The sequence below is a fragment of the Muricoccus pecuniae genome (assembly GCF_014199205.1).
Taxonomy (GTDB): Bacteria; Pseudomonadota; Alphaproteobacteria; order Acetobacterales; family Acetobacteraceae; genus Roseomonas; species Roseomonas pecuniae.
In genome coordinates this window covers 37,822-52,310 of record NZ_JACIJD010000021.1, presented here as the reverse complement: position 1 = coordinate 52,310, position 14,489 = coordinate 37,822, and the positions used below count along the sequence as shown (strand labels likewise).

14 protein-coding genes are annotated in these 14,489 nt (G+C 73.0%); 6 read left to right on the top strand and 8 right to left on the bottom strand.

Annotated elements, in window-relative coordinates:
* Nucleotides 1–44: 44 nt before the first annotated feature.
* Nucleotides 45–1,199, bottom strand: a complete 1,155-nt coding sequence (gene metX, locus FHS87_RS18540) for a homoserine O-acetyltransferase MetX (RefSeq protein ID WP_184520883.1) — start codon at nt 1,197–1,199, stop codon at nt 45–47.
* Between the two features lie 112 nt (nt 1,200–1,311).
* Here metX and FHS87_RS18535 point away from each other — a divergent pair, with 112 nt between their 5' ends.
* From FHS87_RS18535 to FHS87_RS18525, 3 genes are all read left to right on the top strand, one after another.
* Nucleotides 1,312–2,190: a chorismate mutase gene (locus FHS87_RS18535; protein ID WP_184520882.1), complete on the top strand. Its 879-nt coding sequence runs from the start codon at nt 1,312–1,314 to the stop codon at nt 2,188–2,190.
* 69 nt (nt 2,191–2,259) lie between these two features.
* Nucleotides 2,260–3,342 (top strand): histidinol-phosphate transaminase, encoded by a 1,083-nt coding sequence (hisC, locus tag FHS87_RS18530; protein WP_184520881.1) that lies wholly within the window; start codon nt 2,260–2,262, stop codon nt 3,340–3,342.
* Nucleotides 3,335–4,225, top strand: coding sequence for a prephenate/arogenate dehydrogenase family protein (locus tag FHS87_RS18525; RefSeq protein ID WP_184520880.1), 891 nt, complete (start codon nt 3,335–3,337; stop codon nt 4,223–4,225). Before hisC ends, FHS87_RS18525 begins: the two co-directional genes overlap by 8 nt.
* A 12-nt stretch (nt 4,226–4,237) precedes the next feature.
* Here the strand turns inward: FHS87_RS18525 and FHS87_RS18520 are convergent, their stop codons facing one another.
* Both FHS87_RS18520 and FHS87_RS18515 read right to left on the bottom strand, forming a co-directional pair.
* Nucleotides 4,238–4,528, bottom strand: coding sequence for a hypothetical protein (locus tag FHS87_RS18520; RefSeq protein WP_184520879.1), 291 nt, complete (start codon nt 4,526–4,528; stop codon nt 4,238–4,240).
* Between the two features lie 151 nt (nt 4,529–4,679).
* The gene (locus FHS87_RS18515) at nt 4,680–5,189 is read right to left on the bottom strand and encodes a pyridoxamine 5'-phosphate oxidase family protein (protein WP_184520878.1); all 510 of its coding nucleotides are present in this window, start codon (nt 5,187–5,189) and stop codon (nt 4,680–4,682) included.
* Nucleotides 5,190–5,349: 160 nt separating this feature from the next.
* On the opposite strand from FHS87_RS18515, the gene FHS87_RS18510 reads away from it, so the two are divergent.
* Nucleotides 5,350–6,132 (top strand): enoyl-CoA hydratase/isomerase family protein, encoded by a 783-nt coding sequence (locus tag FHS87_RS18510; protein ID WP_184520877.1) that lies wholly within the window; start codon nt 5,350–5,352, stop codon nt 6,130–6,132.
* Nucleotides 6,133–6,139: 7 nt separating this feature from the next.
* On the opposite strand, the gene FHS87_RS18505 is transcribed toward FHS87_RS18510, so the two are convergent.
* Complete coding sequence (locus FHS87_RS18505; RefSeq protein ID WP_184520876.1) at nt 6,140–6,751, bottom strand: DedA family protein; 612 nt, start codon at nt 6,749–6,751, stop codon at nt 6,140–6,142.
* Nucleotides 6,752–6,754: 3 nt separating this feature from the next.
* Entirely contained in the window at nt 6,755–8,431 is a 1,677-nt protein-coding gene (locus tag FHS87_RS18500; protein WP_184520875.1) for a phospholipid carrier-dependent glycosyltransferase, read from the bottom strand.
* A 119-nt stretch (nt 8,432–8,550) separates the two neighbouring features.
* Between FHS87_RS18500 and FHS87_RS18495 the strand changes: the two genes are divergently transcribed.
* Nucleotides 8,551–8,799 carry a hypothetical protein gene (locus FHS87_RS18495; protein WP_184520874.1) on the top strand — a complete coding sequence of 83 codons (249 nt, stop codon included), beginning with the start codon at nt 8,551–8,553 and terminating at the stop codon, nt 8,797–8,799.
* Nucleotides 8,800–8,851: 52 nt separating this feature from the next.
* Here the strand turns inward: FHS87_RS18495 and FHS87_RS18490 are convergent, their stop codons facing one another.
* The gene (locus FHS87_RS18490) at nt 8,852–9,940 is read right to left on the bottom strand and encodes a DHH family phosphoesterase (RefSeq protein WP_184520873.1); all 1,089 of its coding nucleotides are present in this window, start codon (nt 9,938–9,940) and stop codon (nt 8,852–8,854) included.
* 245 nt (nt 9,941–10,185) lie between these two features.
* Here FHS87_RS18490 and FHS87_RS18485 point away from each other — a divergent pair, with 245 nt between their 5' ends.
* On the top strand, nt 10,186–11,424 hold the full coding sequence (locus FHS87_RS18485; protein WP_184520872.1) for a metal-dependent hydrolase family protein: 1,239 nt from the start codon (nt 10,186–10,188) through the stop codon (nt 11,422–11,424).
* 24 nt (nt 11,425–11,448) lie between these two features.
* Here the strand turns inward: FHS87_RS18485 and FHS87_RS18480 are convergent, their stop codons facing one another.
* Nucleotides 11,449–13,524 carry a TRAP transporter permease gene (locus FHS87_RS18480; RefSeq protein ID WP_184520871.1) on the bottom strand — a complete coding sequence of 692 codons (2,076 nt, stop codon included), beginning with the start codon at nt 13,522–13,524 and terminating at the stop codon, nt 11,449–11,451.
* Nucleotides 13,524–14,480, bottom strand: coding sequence for a TAXI family TRAP transporter solute-binding subunit (locus FHS87_RS18475; RefSeq protein ID WP_246418526.1), 957 nt, complete (start codon nt 14,478–14,480; stop codon nt 13,524–13,526). The genes FHS87_RS18480 and FHS87_RS18475 overlap by 1 nt, the downstream gene beginning before the upstream one ends.
* Between the last annotated feature and the right edge of the window lie 9 nt (nt 14,481–14,489).

Below are 14,489 nucleotides of genomic sequence, written 5' to 3'. Positions count from 1 at the left end.
CTTGGCGACGTAGCGGATCGGCTCCTTCGGCTTCATTCCCATGCTCAGAGCCCCGCCGCCTCGGCCGCGCCGGAGAGGAAGCCGCCCAGGGCCGCGTGGAACTCCGGCTCGTCCAGCAGGAAGGCGTCGTGGCCCTTGTCGGATTCCAGCTCGATGAAGGAGGTGCGCGCGGCGGCGCGGTTCAGCGCGCGGGTGACCGCCCGGCTCTCCGCCGTGGGGAAGAGCCAGTCGGAGGAGAAGGAGGCGACGAAGAAGCGCGTCGGCGTGCCGCGGAAGGCGAGGGAGAGGTCCCCGCCATGGTCGGCGGCGAGGTCGAAATAGTCCATGGCGCGGGTGATGGTGAGGTAGGAATTCGCGTCGAAGCGGCGGATGAAGGTGCTGCCCTGGTGGCGGAGATAGCTCTCCACCGCGAAGACGTCCTCCAGGAAGGTGAGCGCCTTCGCGCCCTGGAGCCGGCGCCCGAACTTCCGCGTCAGCGCGCTCTCCGAGAGATAGGTGATGTGCGCCACCATGCGCGCGACCGAGAGGCCCTGGGCGGGCAGCCGCCCCTCCCGCCAGTAGGCGCCGCCGCACCAGTCGGGGTCGGCATGGATGGCCGCGCGGCCGACCTCGTGGAAGGCGATGTTCTGGGCGGAATGGTGGGCCGCCGTCGCGATGGGCGCGCAGGCGAAGACGCTCTCGGGATAGGTCGCGGCCCATTGCAGGGCCTGCATCCCCCCCATGGAGCCGCCGATCACCGCCAGCAGCCGCCCGATGCCGAGATGCTCCACCAGCCGCTTCTGGGCGCGGACCATGTCGCGGATGGTCACGCTCGGGAAATCGGTGCCCCAGGGGCGGCCCTGGCCGCGCCCCTCCCCATCCGTCATCTCCTCCGGCGGGCCGGAGCTGCCCATGCAGCCGCCGAGCACGTTGGCGCAGATGACGAAGAAGCGGTCGGTGTCCACGGGCAGGCCGGGGCCGACGAGATTGCCCCACCAGCCCGGCTTTCCCGTCACCGGATGGGTCTCGGCGACGTACTGGTCCCCGGTCAGGGCGTGGCAGACGAGCACGGCGTTGCTCCGGGCCTCGTTCAGCGTGCCATAGGTGCGGTAGGCCACGGCGAGCGGCGCGACCTTCACCCCGCAATCGAGCATCAGCCCCTCGGGGAAGAGGACCCGCTGATGCTCCACGTCCGGCAGGGAGGGGATGACCTCGCTCATGGCCGGGAGGATTAGGAGCCCCGGGACGGGGGGGCAAGGCGGCGCGTGAGGCGGCGTGCCGGCCCGGCAGCCTTGGCGCCATCACAAGGGGGCGCTAGACCCCCCGGGTCCCATGCCCGACCCCGTCCTCGCCAACCCCGGCCTCGCCAACCCCGGCCTCGCCGACCCCGCCCTCGCCGACCCTTCCGTCGTGCAGCCCAGCGCGCTCGCCGCCGCCCGCGCCGAGTTCGACGCCATCGACGACGCCCTGCACGACCTGCTGATGCGGCGGGCGGCGCTCTCGGCCCAGCTCTCGGCCCAGGGGATGAAGGCCGGCGGCGCGAGCTTCCGCCCGGGGCGGGAGGCGCTGATCCTGCGACGGCTGTTCGCCCGGCACCGCGGCCCCATGCCGCGCGAGACGGTGGCGCGGCTGTGGCGGGAGGTGATCGCCTCCTCGCTCCGCCTGCAATCGGATTTCTCGGTCGCCGCCCTGGCGGAGACGCAGGCGGCCGCGCGCGGGCATTTCGGCCTGGACACGCCGCTGCGCTGCCATGCCGGTCCTGCCCCCGCGCTGGCCGCCCTCTCGGCCGGGGAGTCCCCCGTCGCGGTCCTGCCCGCCCCGGTGGATGGGGAGCCGGCGAAGGCCGCCTGGTGGGTGGGGCTCGACGCGCCGCGCCTGCAGGTGGTGGCCGCCCTGCCCTTCCTGCTCGGGCCGGGGCAGGCCCTGCCGGGCGCGCTGGTCGTCGCCCGCTTCGCCGCCGACGCCACCCCGCGCGACCGCGGCCTGATCCGGCTGGAGCGCGCGTCCGGCTCCTCGCGGGACGCGCTGATGGCCGCCCTGGACGCCGCCGGGCTCACCCCGCGCCGCCTTATCCTCCCGGCCGGCGGCCCCCATGCCTTGGCGGAGGTGGAGGGGCTGGTCGGGGCGGAAGATCCGCGCCTCGCCGCCCTCGCCCCGCTCGGCCCCACCGTCATCGGCGGCTATGCCGAGCCCGAGCCCGAACCTGCCTGACCCCTCGCCGCGGCACGCCGCCCGCTCCAGCGGCGGCAGGGCCGCCCGCCCCCTGACGGAGATGCCGCCATGCCCGTGATGCCCCGCCCCTCCATCCTCTCGGTCGAGCCCTATGTCGGGGGCGAATCGAAGGTCCCGGGGGTGAACCGGATCGTGAAGCTCTCCTCCAACGAGGGCCCCTTCGGGCCTCCCCCGGCCGCCATCGCCGCTATCGCCGAGGCGGGGCGGGAGGCGCACCGCTATCCCGATGGCGGCGCGACCGCGCTGCGGGAGGCGATCGGGCGACATCACGGGCTCGACCCCGCCCGCATCGTCACCGGCAACGGCTCGGACGAGATCCTGGCCCTGCTCATCCTCGCCTATGGCGGCGAGGGGACAGAACTTGTCATGTCAGCCCACGGCTTCCTCATGTACGAGCTGACGGGGCGCTGGGCGGGGTGCAGTGTCATCAAGGTGCCGGAGAAGAACCTCGTGGCCGATGTGGACGGCCTCATCGCCGCCTGCGGCCCGCGCACCCGCCTCGTGATCCTCGCCAACCCGAACAACCCGACGGGCGCGCTGCTGCCGCAGTCCGAGGTGAACCGCCTCCGCGCAGGGCTGCGCGAGGACATCCTGCTGATCCTCGACAGCGCCTATGCCGAATATGTCGAGGACCCCGGCTACGACCCCGGCCAGGCGCTGGTGGATGCGGGCACCAACACGGTGATGACGCGCACCTTCAGCAAGGTCTGGGGGCTGGGCGGCATCCGGCTCGGCTGGTGCTACGGACCGCCCGCGATCATCGACGTGCTGAACCGCGTGCGCGGCCCCTTCAACGTCTCCGCCCCCGCCATGGCCGCCGGCATCGCCGCCCTGTCCGAGCCGGACTGGGTGGGCAAGAGCGTGCGCCACAACAGCGAGTGGCGCGCGAGGATGACGCAGGGGCTCGAGAAGCTGGGGCTGACGGTGCATCCGAGCCACGGCAACTTCATCCTCGTCGACTTCGGCAGCACCGAGGCCGCGAAGGCAGCCGACGCGCATCTGCGCTCGCGCGGGCTGATCGTGCGCGGCGTCGGCGTCTACGCCCTGCCGAGCTGCCTTCGCATCACCATCGGCACCGCCGAGGAGTGCGGCATGGTGCTCGAAGCCCTCGCGGATTTCCGTCATGGCTGAGGCCCCGCTCTTCCAGCGGCTCTGCATCATCGGTCCCGGCCTCGTCGGCTCCTCCATCCTGCGCGTCGCGCGGGAGAGGGGCGACATCGCCGCCAGCCTCGTCGCCTCCGCGCGCAGCGAGCACACGCTGGAGCGGGTCCGCGCGCTCGGCATCGCCGATGTGGTGGAGGGCGACGCCGCCCGCGCCGTGCAGGGCTGCGACGGCGTGATCCTCTGCGTGCCCGTCGGCGCCTATGCCGGGGTGATGGCGCATATCGCGCCGCATCTCGCGCCCGGTTGCATCCTCAGCGATGTCGGCTCCACCAAGGGCAGCGTGCTGCGGGACCTCGGGCCGCTGCTGCCGGAGGGCGTCCATCTCGTTCCCGCGCATCCGATGGCGGGGACGGAGCATTCCGGCCCGGATGCCGGCTTCGCCGAGCTGTTCCGCGGGCGCTGGTGCATCGTCACCCCGCCGCCGGGCGCCGATCCCGAGGCGGTGGCGCGGGTCCGCGCGCTGTGGGAGCGCGCGGGCTCGATGATCGAGACGATGGATGCGGCCACGCATGACAAGGTGGTGGCCATCGTCTCCCACCTGCCGCACCTCATCGCCTTCACCATCTGCGGCACGGCGGACGACCTGGCGCAGGAGACGCGGGAGGCCGTGCTGCGCTTCGCCGCCTCGGGCTTCCGCGACTTCACCCGGATCGCGGCCAGCGACGTGGACATGTGGCGGGACATCTTCCTCAACAACCGCGAGGCGGTGCTGGAGATGCTGGCACGGCTGACGGAGGACGCCCAGGCCTTCGGCCGCGCGATCCGCTGGGGGGAGGCGGGCTTCATCGAGGACCGCATCCGGCGCGGGCGGAAGATCCGCCGCTCGCTGATCGAGCTGAAGCAGGCCTGAGCCGGCGCGGCCCTATTCCGGCGGGGCCGGCCCTTCCTCCGCGGACTGCGCTAGGATCTCGCGGGCTTCCTCGAACCCTGCTTCCAGGGCGGCGGCGAGGGCGGCGCGGTCCCGGATGCCCTGCAGGGCGGAGGGCAGGTCGCCCGTGTCGCTGCTGCGGCTGAGAAAGCTCGCCAGCCGGTTCCTCGCGGCCTGCAGCGCGGCCTGGCGCACCGGGAGGGTCCCGCCCTTCGGGACGGCATCGAGCAGGGCAAGGCGGAAGGCGAGCCGAAGGGCCGCCGGGTTGTTGGGCAGTGAATCCAAGAAAGGGCCTCCACGCCCGGCGGGCAGGATCGGGCAGACCCGTTCTGGATCGTCGGTACGCCCGCTGCGGGGAGGGACGCCAGGCCCCGGCATCCCCGAAGCGGCGCGCACCCCGCGAGGGTGCTGACGCCGCCTTAGTCTGGAAGTGCTACTAGGAGGTAAAGGAGACCCGCTCGTTCTCCCCGCCCGAGGGCGGTTGGCCCGTCAGCGTCGCCTTCACGTAGCCATAGGCGTGCAGCAGGGTTGAGGAGGGGCTGTCCCAGTACTCCGCACCCGTCATCTCCACGGCGATGAGGGCGATCTTGGGATCCTCCGGGCCACCGGGGAACCAGGTCTTCATCGTCTCCTGCCACAGCTCCTTCTGCTTCGCGACGTCACGCATGACGCGCGCCTTGCCGGAGACGGAGACGTAGTTCTGCTTCGAGGGATCGGAGTAGGAGAGCAGCACCCGGTCATTCCTCGAGATCTCTTCGGTCTTCTCCGTGCTGTTGCCCGAGAAGAACCAGAGGGTCTTGCCATCGGGGTCCAGCGCCGCCGCCACCATCGGCCGCCCGCGCAGCTGCTCGCCGTCGCCATGGGTGACGAGCACGGCCGTCTGCACGTCCTTGATCATCTCGCGAACCTTCTCGCGCTGCTCGTGCTCGGTCTGCGCCTCGGCCATCGGTCTCTCCTCTCCCGGTTGGGTTCAGGCGAAGCAACGGCGCTGCTCCCACCCGGTTGCCCCATGGGGTCGGCCCATGCGGCGGCCCCCTCGCCTGCCCCCTCGCTTGGCCTGGGGGGGCCTTGCCCGCCGGACCGGCCCCGCCCAGGCTGCGCCGGCCATGAACCATCCGGACCTGCATCTCGAACGGGACGGCGGCATCGCCACCCTCACCATCGCCCGCCCGGCGCGGCGCAACGCCCTGACCCTGGCCATGTGGCAGGCCCTCGCCGGCCTGTTCGATTCGCTCTCGGCCGAGGGAGACCTGCGCTGCGTCGTCCTGCGCGGCGCGGGGGAGGACGCCTTCTCCGCCGGCGCCGACGTCACCGCCTTCGCCGGGGAGCGCGGCACGGAGGAGCGGGAGCGCGCCTATAACGACGCCCTGGTGGCCGCCTTCCTCTCCATCGAGCGCTGCGCCCATCCCGTGGTGGCGGCGGTGCGGGGGCACGCGCTGGGGGGCGGCTGCGGCCTGGCGCTGATGTGCGACTTCCGCGTGGGTGGCCCCTCCACGCGCATGGGCATCCCGGCGCGGATGCTGAACCTCTACTACCCGCATGAGGGGCTGGACGCGCTGCTGCGGATCGCGGGGCACGCGGTGGCCATGGAGATGCTGGTCGAGGGCCGCACCCTGACCGGGGAGGAGGCGTTGGCCCGCGGCCTGCTCACCCGCCTCGTGCCCGACGGGGAGGTGGGGGCCGAGGCCCTCGCCCTGGCCGGCCGGATCGCCCAGGGGGCGCCGCTGGCCAACCGCTTTCACAAGCGCGCCCTGCGCGCCCTGCGCGGCCCCCTCCCCCTCACCGAGGCGGACCGGGCCGAGCTGGACGAGTTCCCCCGGACGGCCGACTTCCAGGAGGGGGTGGCCGCCTTCAACGCGAAGCGGCGGCCCGTGTTCCAGGGGCGGTGAGGCCGCCCTATCCCTCCCGCTTCCAGCGCTTCCGGGTGCGCCAGAGGTGCCAGACATAGGCGAGCACGGCCGCCGCCGCGACGCCGACCCCGACCGGCTCCATCCACTGCCCGATCTGCTCCCACCGCCCCTGGAACCACCAGCCCGCGAGCATGAGGAAGCCGGTCCAGAGGGCCGTGCCGAGGATGGTGGCGGGGTAGAAGACCCAGCGGTTCATCCGCGCGATGCCGGCGGGCACGGAGATGAGGGTGCGCGGCCCCGGCAGGCAGCGGCAGAGGAAGACCGCCGCGGCACCCCAGCGGGTCAGCCAGTTTGAGGCGCCCCGCACGTCCTCCCCCGTGATGCCGAGATAGCGGCCCCAGCGGTCGGCGAAGCGCTCCACCCGCTCCTGCCCCACGGCGCGAGAGGCCTCGTACCAGCCGGCATTGCCCAGCACCGCCCCGGCGAGGCCGGCGAGGAAGACGGCCAGCGGGTCCAGCCTCCCCTGCGCGGCCGCGAAGCCCGCGACCGGCATGATCACCTCCGACGGGATGGGCGGGAACAGGTTCTCCGCCAGCATGAGCAGGAAGATGCCGAGGACGCCCGTCCGCGCCATGATCTCCGCGACTGTTTCAACCATGGTTCAGGACGCCCGGAAAAGGGTGACGGCCACCTGCCGGCCGCGGACATAGTTGAAGCCCTCGACCCGCCCCACGGCGCGGGGGCGCAGCCCGATGGCGGCGGCCTCGGCCTCGAAACGGGCGGTCTCGCGGCCCTCCACCGCCACCACCCGGTCCGGCCCGCCTGCCAGGAAGCCGGCAGCGGCAGCGCCGGTCCCCAGCAGCCGCGTCGCGGTGCCCGTGGCGAAGACGACGGAGGGCTCGTGATAGCCGGCGATGCCGAAGCGCTCCGCCGGCACGCCCTCGGCGGCGACCAGCGCGGCGATGCGGGGCGAGACCCAGGGCGCCGTGAGATGCGGCAGCACCCCGCCCAGCGCGGACCAGAAGAGCGGCACGGCGAGCAGGGCGGATAGGAGCCCGGCCCTCGCCCACTCGCCCGCCCGCGCGGCGCGCGTCACGGACCAGAGCATCAGCCCGATCGCCAGCACGGCCAGCAGCCCGGCGGGAAGGAGGCGCCCATCGGCCAGCAGCGGCAGCCCGACCGCGCCGATGGCCAGCCCGATCCCCGTGCCGAACAGCGCCCCCCAGCCGATCCAGCCGAGCCATCGCGGCGCCGGGCGGCGGAGGGGGTCGCAGGCCCAGGCGGCGGCCAGCAGCAACAGGGCGGGATAGGCGGGCAGGACGTAGTGGGGCAGCTTCGTCGCCACTGCCTCGAAGAGCAGCCAGGTCGGCGCCGCCCAGGCGAGCAGGAAGCGCGTGCCCGGCCGCATCCGCGCCGCCCAGGCCCCGGGCAGGGCCCGCAGCACGAGGAAGGCGCCGGGGAAGGCCGCGATCCCGAAGGAGAGGAGGTAGTAGCCCGGCGGGCCCCAATGCGCCTCCTCGCCCGAGCCGACCTTGTTCAGCATGTCGTCGCCCAGCGCTTGGGAGAAGAAGCGCCCCTCCGTCGCGATGCCGATGGCGACCAGCCAGGGCAGGGCGCAGGCGATCATCAGCGGCACCCCCCATCCCGCGCGGAGGGCACGGAGCCAGGGCGCGCCGTTGCGCCAGCCGCGATCGGCGGCGAAGAGGGTGAGCCCGGTCAGCAGGGGCACCATCGGCGCGATCGGCCCCTTGAGCAGCACCCCGGCCCCGAGGGCAAGCCAGAAGCCGAGCGCCGCGCGGGCGGAGAAGGTGGCCGGCGCCAGATAGGCCCGGCCCATCAGCCCCATGGCGGCGGTGATGGCGGCGAGCAGGGCCGCGTCCGTCTTGGCGATATGCGTCTCGACGACCAGCAGCAGCGAGGCCGCGAGCATGGCGGCGGCAAGGAAGGCCGCCCGCCGCCCCACCAGCGCCCGGCCGAGGGAGAAGGTGGCGAGCACCGCGAGCCAGGCCCCGATCGCCGAGGCCAGCCGGTAGCTCCCGATCCATCCCCGCGCCGGCAGCCCGGCGGCCTCCATCGCGTGGACGATCCCGGCCTGGGCCCAGTGGATGCCGACGGGCTTCTTGTTCCGCTCCACCTCCCCGTTGCGGATGCGCACGTAGTCGCCGGTTTCCACCATCTGGCGGCTGGCCTGGGCGAAGCGCGACTCGTCCCGGTCCCCCGGCGGCAGGGAGAAGAGGCCGGGCACCCACATCAGCAGGCAGAGCAGGGAGAGAAGAAGCCGGGGCCGCCGCGCCTCCGGCAGCCGGTCGAGGGCGGAGGGGAAAGCGGCAGGGGCCATGGCCCCGGGCCATAGCGGCGGGGGCGGATCGAGTCGAGGCCTTGCCCGTTAACCTATCCAACAACCGATCTAACAACCGGGCCCCTCCGGCGTTGTCCGGGAGCAGAGGAGCCATGCCCATGTCAGACACGCCCGAGATCGTCCCGCCCGACCCCTCGCCCGCCCCCGGCCCGGCAACCATTCCCGAGAGCCCCGTCCCCGCGCCCGACATCTCGCCGCCGGCGCCGGGGCCCGAGATCCCTGGCACCGGCAGCCCGGGGCCCGAGATTCCGGGGACGGAGCCGATCGGCCCCGGCTCCATCCCCACGGGGCCGGACATCCCGCCGATCGGCCCGGGGCCCGGCGGGATGCCGCCCGCCGTCATGTAGGGGGCCGTGGTGGCCGGGGTTCCCGCCCCGGCCGCAACCCCGCGCAACCCGATCAGCCCGGCACCTGCGCCTCGGCCCCGAAGCCGAGAGAGACGACGAAGCGGTTCCAGATCTCGGGCGGCAGCGCGCCGCCCGAGGCCTGGGCGTGGCCGTTGCCGTAATGCACGGGGTCCGCGCCCTCCGGCCGGTGGTCGCGGAAGAAGGCGATGAGGTCCCTGCCCTCCCCGGTCCGCGCCGCGAAATGGACCCAGCCCGGCCGGTAGCCCCGGTTGGCGGCGATCACGATCTTGTCCTTCAGCCGCCCCTTCCACTGCTGGGCGATGAGGGGATGGATCTGGCAGGCCGAATCCAGCGGGATGACCGCCACCTCCCCCTTGATCCGCGGCGCGGCGCGGCGGCCCTCGGCCAGCGCGGCCCCCACCTCGGCCTTGGCGGCCCGCAGGATCTCCGTCTCCGGAAAGGCACCAGAGAGGACCGCCTTCGGCCCGTCCGCCTTCATCAGCAGCGCCAGCGCCGGCCCGGCATCACCGCTGCTCGCCCGGCGCGGGGCGTTGACGAGGGAGGTGGCGTCGCGCAGCGCCGTGATGCCGTAGCGGGCGCGCGCCTCCGCCAGCTCGGCGAAGCCCGCCCCCTCCTCCATGTCGCCGATGATGCCGAGGGCGGCGAGCCAGAGCAGGTCCTCCGCCTCCGCCACCGCGCCGGCGCACCACCAGGCGAGCAGGGAGGTGGTGGGCGTCGGGTGAAGCCCGTAGCCGCCGATGAGGGTGGCCGACTCCGGGATGCCGGTGGGGACGTGGTGGTCCACCAGCACGGTCGGGATGCCCGGCAGCACCGGCTCCGCCCGCGTGCCGAGATCGGCCACGATCAGCCCGCCCATGCGGCGGGCGCGGAGTTCCTCCCCCATCTCCGGCGACCAGGCATTCTCCCCGCGGCCGAGCACCCGCACCTCCACCTCCCGCCCCGCCCGCTCCAGGGCGCGGGCGAGGATGGCGGCGGAGGAGAGGCCGTCCGCGTCGTGATGGCCCAGCACCAGCACGGGGAGGGCGGGATCGAAGCCGTCGAGGGCGGCGCCGAAGGCCGCCCGGCGCGCCGCGATCCAGGCCGCATCGGGCGCCGCGGCGCCGGTCGCTCCGTCGGGCATGGGCAAGCCCCTTCCTCTCCCCGGGGCCCACGCCCCTGCGCGTGGAGAAGGGCCGCGGGGCCGCGTGGTTTCAGGCGGGCCGGCCCATGGTCGGGGCGGGGCAGGCTTGACGCCCCCGGGCCCCGGGGCGAGCCTCCCCGCCCGCCGGGACCGACGGGCGCGCGGCCTTCCCGGCCCGGGAGCGGTCCCTCGCCTCTTCCACCTCCGCACCCTCCGCGGAGGCGCCGGCCGACCGGAGGGCCATCGTGACCGCCATTCTCTTCCAGAACGCGAGCATCCTCGACGGCCGGGCCGGGACGGCGCTGGCCGACCACCACGTCCTCGTCGAGGGAGGCGAGATCCGCGAGGTGTCGGACCGCCCGATCTCGGCCCCTTCCGCCCGCAGCGTCGATCTCGGCGGGCGGACGCTGATGCCGGGGCTGATCGACTGCCACGTCCATGTCATCGCCAGCACGGCCGATCTCGGCGCCAATGCGGAGCTGCCGAACACCCTCGTCGCGCTGCGCTCGGCGCGGATCATGCGCGACATGCTCATGCGCGGCTTCACCACCGTGCGCGACCTCGGCGGCGCGGATCACGGGCTGGTCATGGCGATCGAGGAGGGGCTGATCGAGGCGCCGCGCCTCGTGATCTGCGGCAAGGCGCTGTCCCAGACCGGCGGCCACACGGACTATCGCGGCCGCTATCATCACCGCGACGTGGACTACTACGGCGAGAAGGCCGGCACCCTCGGCCGCGTGGTGGACGGGGTGGACGCCGTGCGCCGCGTCGCGCGGGAGGAGATCAAGGCCGGCGCGCAGTTCATCAAGGTGATGGCCAATGGCGGCGTCTCCTCGCCGACCGACCCCATCGCCTTCCTCGGCTTCTCCGACGACGAGATCCGCGCGGCGGTGGAGGAGGCGCGCAACGCGCAGACCTATGTCGCGGCCCATCTCTACACGGACGAGGCGATCCGCCGCGCGGTGGAGCTCGGCGTCGTCTCCGTCGAGCACGGCAACCTCATCACGCCGGAGACGGCACGGCTGGTGCGCGAGCGCGGCGCCTATGTCGTGCCCACCAACGTCACCTTCGACTGGCTCGCCAAGGAGGGCGCCTCCCTCGGCCTGCCCCCGGCCTCGGTGGCGAAGATCGAGGCCGTGCGCGGCCAGGGGATGGAAGCGCTGGCCACGCTGCACGAGGCCGGGGTGATGATGGCCTACGGCTCCGACCTGCTGGGCGAGATGCACCGCCACCAGTCCGACGAGTTCATCCTGCGCGGCCGGGTGCTGCCGGCCATCGAGGTGATCCGCTCCGCCACCGTCAACGCGGCGAAGGTGCTGCGGCAGGAGGGGCGGCTCGGCACGATCCAGCCCGGCGCCCATGCCGACCTGGTCGTGGTGGACGGCGACCCGCTGGCCGACCTCTCCCTCCTCACCGGCCAGGGCCGCCACATGCCCGCCATCCTCAAGGCCGGCCGCTTCGTGAAGAACGAGCTGAACGCCTGACGGCGGAGGCCGGGGCCCCGCGCCTCAGGCCACCGCCGGCCCCCTCGCCTGCCAGGCGAGCAGCCCCGCCGCCAGCGCCAGCCCGATGAGGTGCGGCGCGGGCAGCCAGGGCATCACGCCCTCCAGCAGCGCGGGGAAGACGAGCAGCAGCCCGGCCAGGGCGAAGCCCGCCCGCTCCAGCCCGTTGAGCGCGCGGCGGAAGAAGCCCTGGCAGGCCGCCGCCAGCGCCGCGAGCCCGGCGGTCGCGAGCAGGATCTGCCAGGCCACGTCCAGCCATGTCATGCTCGGCGTGAGCGAGAGCAGCAGCCCCACGCCCTCGGGATCCGTCACGAAGACGAAGGGGAGGACGAAGGCGGGGAGCGTGTATTTCCAGGCCTGGAGCGTGGTGGAGTAGGGCCCGGCGCCCGTGATCGCCGCCGCCGCGAAAGGCGAGAGGGCGGTGGGCGGCGAGACCTCGCTCAGCACGGCGTAGTAGAAGACGAACATGTGCGCGGCGTAGTCCGGCACGCCGAGCTTCGTCAGCGCCGGCGCCGCGACGACGGCGCAGATGATGTAGCTCGCCGTCACCGGCACGGCGAGGCCGATGATCCAGACGATCAGCCCGGTGAAGAGCGCGGTGCCGAGAACCGATCCGTTCGCCGCCTGGATCGCGATGTCCGAGAACTTCAGCCCGAGGCCGGTGAGGGTGATGACGCCCACGATGATGCCGGCGCAGGCGCAGGTGGCGGCGATGCCGACGGACTGGATCGCGCCGATCGCGAGCGCCTCGATCAGCTTGCGCGGGATCAGCGCCGTGTCCCGCCGGAGGAAGGAGAGCACGACGGCCACCACCATCGCGTAGAGCACGGCCAGGGTGGAGCTGTAGCCCATCACCATGAACACAATGATCGCGACGAGGGAGGAGAAGTGGAAACCGTATTTCCGCACCAGCTCCCGCGCGGGCGTCGCCGCCGGCACCTCCACCGTCTTCCCCGCCGCCCCCAGCCGCCGCTGGTCCAGCTCCACCATGAAGAGGAGCGAGGCGTAGTAGAGGCAGGTCGGGATCAGCGCCATGCGGAGCACGTCGAGATAGCCGATCTTGAGGTATTCGGAGATGAGGAAGGCCGCCGCGCCGAGCACGGGAGGCGAGATGATGGCGCCCAGCCCGCCCGCCGCCAGCAGCCCGCCCGCATCGGCGGCGCGGTATCCCACCTTCTTCATCATCGGCCAGGCCACCGTGCCGAGGGTGACGGTGGTGGCCACGCCCGAGCCCGAGGGACCGCCGAGCAGGAAGGAGGAGAGCACCACCGTGCGCCCCGCGCTGCTCGCCTTGCCGCCCATCACGGAGAAGGAGAAGTCCACGAAGAACTTCCCCGCCCCCGAGAGCTGGAGAATCGCGCCGTAGATGGTGAAGAGGATGATGAGCGTGGCCGAGACATCCACCGCCGTGCCGAAGATCCCGTCCAGCCCCACCGCGAGATGCGGGATCAGCCGCTCGGAATCATAGCCCCGGTGCGTCCAGGGCGCGGGCAGCAGGTTGCCCAGGAAGGCATAGGCGATGAAGACGATCGCGACGACGGGCATCACCCATCCCGTCGTGCGGCGCGTCACCTCCAGCACGAGGGCGACGAGCATCCAGCCGACGACGAGGTCCATCGGCTCGGGGAAGATGACGCGGTCCTGCAGGTCGTCGCCGCCGGATATGAGATACCAGGTGACGTAGAGTCCGGCCGCGATCAGCACGGCGTCCCAGGGCATGAAGCGGTGTCGGAAGCGGCGTGCGACGGGGAAGAGGAAGAAGCCCAGCGCCAGGGCGAAGCCCACATGCACGAAGCGCAGCGTGGTGGTGGGCACGATGTCCCAAGCGGCCCAGAGATGGAACAGGCTCATCGCCAGCGCCATCGCCGTGCCGACCCAGGCGAGGGCGCCGCGGAAGCGGTGCTGCGCGCCCTCCTCCTCCTCGATCAGCGCCTCCACCCGCGCGGTGGTGGCGGCGTCGAGCGAGCCCGGCGCCACCTCCGGCGGCAACCCCGCGCCGAGGGTGGACGCGGCGCCCGGCGGTCCGTCGGACGGGGCGGCCAGCTCCGCCGCCTGCTTTCCTGCCTTCTCCCCTGGGCGCATCAGCCGAGATTCGCGCCCGTCTCGCGCCAGAAGGCTTCCGCCGCGGGGTGCCAGGGAATGCCGGCAGAGGCGGTCTTCTGCCCCGCCAGCGTGAAGTTGCGCGCCTCGGCATGGGTGCGGGCCAGGTCCTCGCGGCCGTCCCAGGTGATGCGCAGCAGCTTGCTCACCATCTCGGCCGGCATCTCCTCGCGCACGGCCAGGACGTTGGCGACGGACATCTGCCTGTTGTCGGCTGTCTGGCCGGGATAGGTGCCGGCGGGGATCACCTCGTTGAAGTAGACCGGGCCGTACTTCTCCACGATCTTCGCGGTGAACTCGTCATGGTCGATCATCTGGAGCTGCACGCCGGGGCTGGCGCCGAGATCGGTGATCGCGCTCGTCGGGATGCCCGAGACGAACATGTAGGCGTCGAGCTTGCCGTCCTTCACCGCATTGGTGGATTCGGCGGGCGAGAGGCGCTCGCGCGCGCGGAAGTCCTTCGCGGGGTCGAGGCCCGCCGCCTCGATCAGCCGCAGCGCCATCACCTCGGTCGCCGATCCCGGCGCACCGGTGGAGATGCGCTTGCCCTTGATGTCGGCGATCGACTTGATGCCCGTGCTCGCCACCGTCACCACCTGCATGCGGTTGGTGTAGATCACCGCGATGGCGCGCGCCGGCACGGGGCGCCCGCGGAAGCGGTCCTGCCCGCGCACCGCGTCCACCGCCGCGTCCACCTGGCTGAAGATGAGACTCACGCGGTTGGCGCCGAGGAGCTGCAGGTTGCCGACCGAGCCGCCCGTCACCTCCACGGTCGCGGACATGCCCGGCATCTGGCGGGAGATGAGGTTCGCGAGCGCGCCGCCCAGCGGGTAATACACGCCGCCCGTGGTCCCGGTGCCGATGGCCATCTGCCCGCCTTGGGCCCCAGCTTGGGCAAGAGCGATGCGGGGTGCGGCGAGGGCGAGCCCTGCCGCCATCAATCCTCG

What these genes read in the sequence shown, in the direction of transcription:
- metX (WP_184520883.1), bottom strand. Translation starts at nt 1,199, where the DNA reads ATGAGCGAGGTCATCCCCTCCCTGCCGGACGTGGAGCATCAGCGGGTC.
- FHS87_RS18535 (WP_184520882.1), top strand. Translation starts at nt 1,312, where the DNA reads ATGCCCGACCCCGTCCTCGCCAACCCCGGCCTCGCCAACCCCGGCCTC.
- hisC (WP_184520881.1), top strand. Translation starts at nt 2,260, where the DNA reads ATGCCCGTGATGCCCCGCCCCTCCATCCTCTCGGTCGAGCCCTATGTC.
- FHS87_RS18525 (WP_184520880.1), top strand. Translation starts at nt 3,335, where the DNA reads ATGGCTGAGGCCCCGCTCTTCCAGCGGCTCTGCATCATCGGTCCCGGC.
- FHS87_RS18515 (WP_184520878.1), bottom strand. Translation starts at nt 5,189, where the DNA reads ATGGCCGAGGCGCAGACCGAGCACGAGCAGCGCGAGAAGGTTCGCGAG.
- FHS87_RS18510 (WP_184520877.1), top strand. Translation starts at nt 5,350, where the DNA reads ATGAACCATCCGGACCTGCATCTCGAACGGGACGGCGGCATCGCCACC.
- FHS87_RS18505 (WP_184520876.1), bottom strand. Translation starts at nt 6,751, where the DNA reads ATGGTTGAAACAGTCGCGGAGATCATGGCGCGGACGGGCGTCCTCGGC.
- FHS87_RS18500 (WP_184520875.1), bottom strand. Translation starts at nt 8,431, where the DNA reads ATGGCCCCTGCCGCTTTCCCCTCCGCCCTCGACCGGCTGCCGGAGGCG.
- FHS87_RS18495 (WP_184520874.1), top strand. Translation starts at nt 8,551, where the DNA reads ATGTCAGACACGCCCGAGATCGTCCCGCCCGACCCCTCGCCCGCCCCC.
- FHS87_RS18490 (WP_184520873.1), bottom strand. Translation starts at nt 9,940, where the DNA reads ATGCCCGACGGAGCGACCGGCGCCGCGGCGCCCGATGCGGCCTGGATC.
- FHS87_RS18480 (WP_184520871.1), bottom strand. Translation starts at nt 13,524, where the DNA reads ATGCGCCCAGGGGAGAAGGCAGGAAAGCAGGCGGCGGAGCTGGCCGCC.
- FHS87_RS18475 (WP_246418526.1), bottom strand. Translation starts at nt 14,480, where the DNA reads ATGGCGGCAGGGCTCGCCCTCGCCGCACCCCGCATCGCTCTTGCCCAA.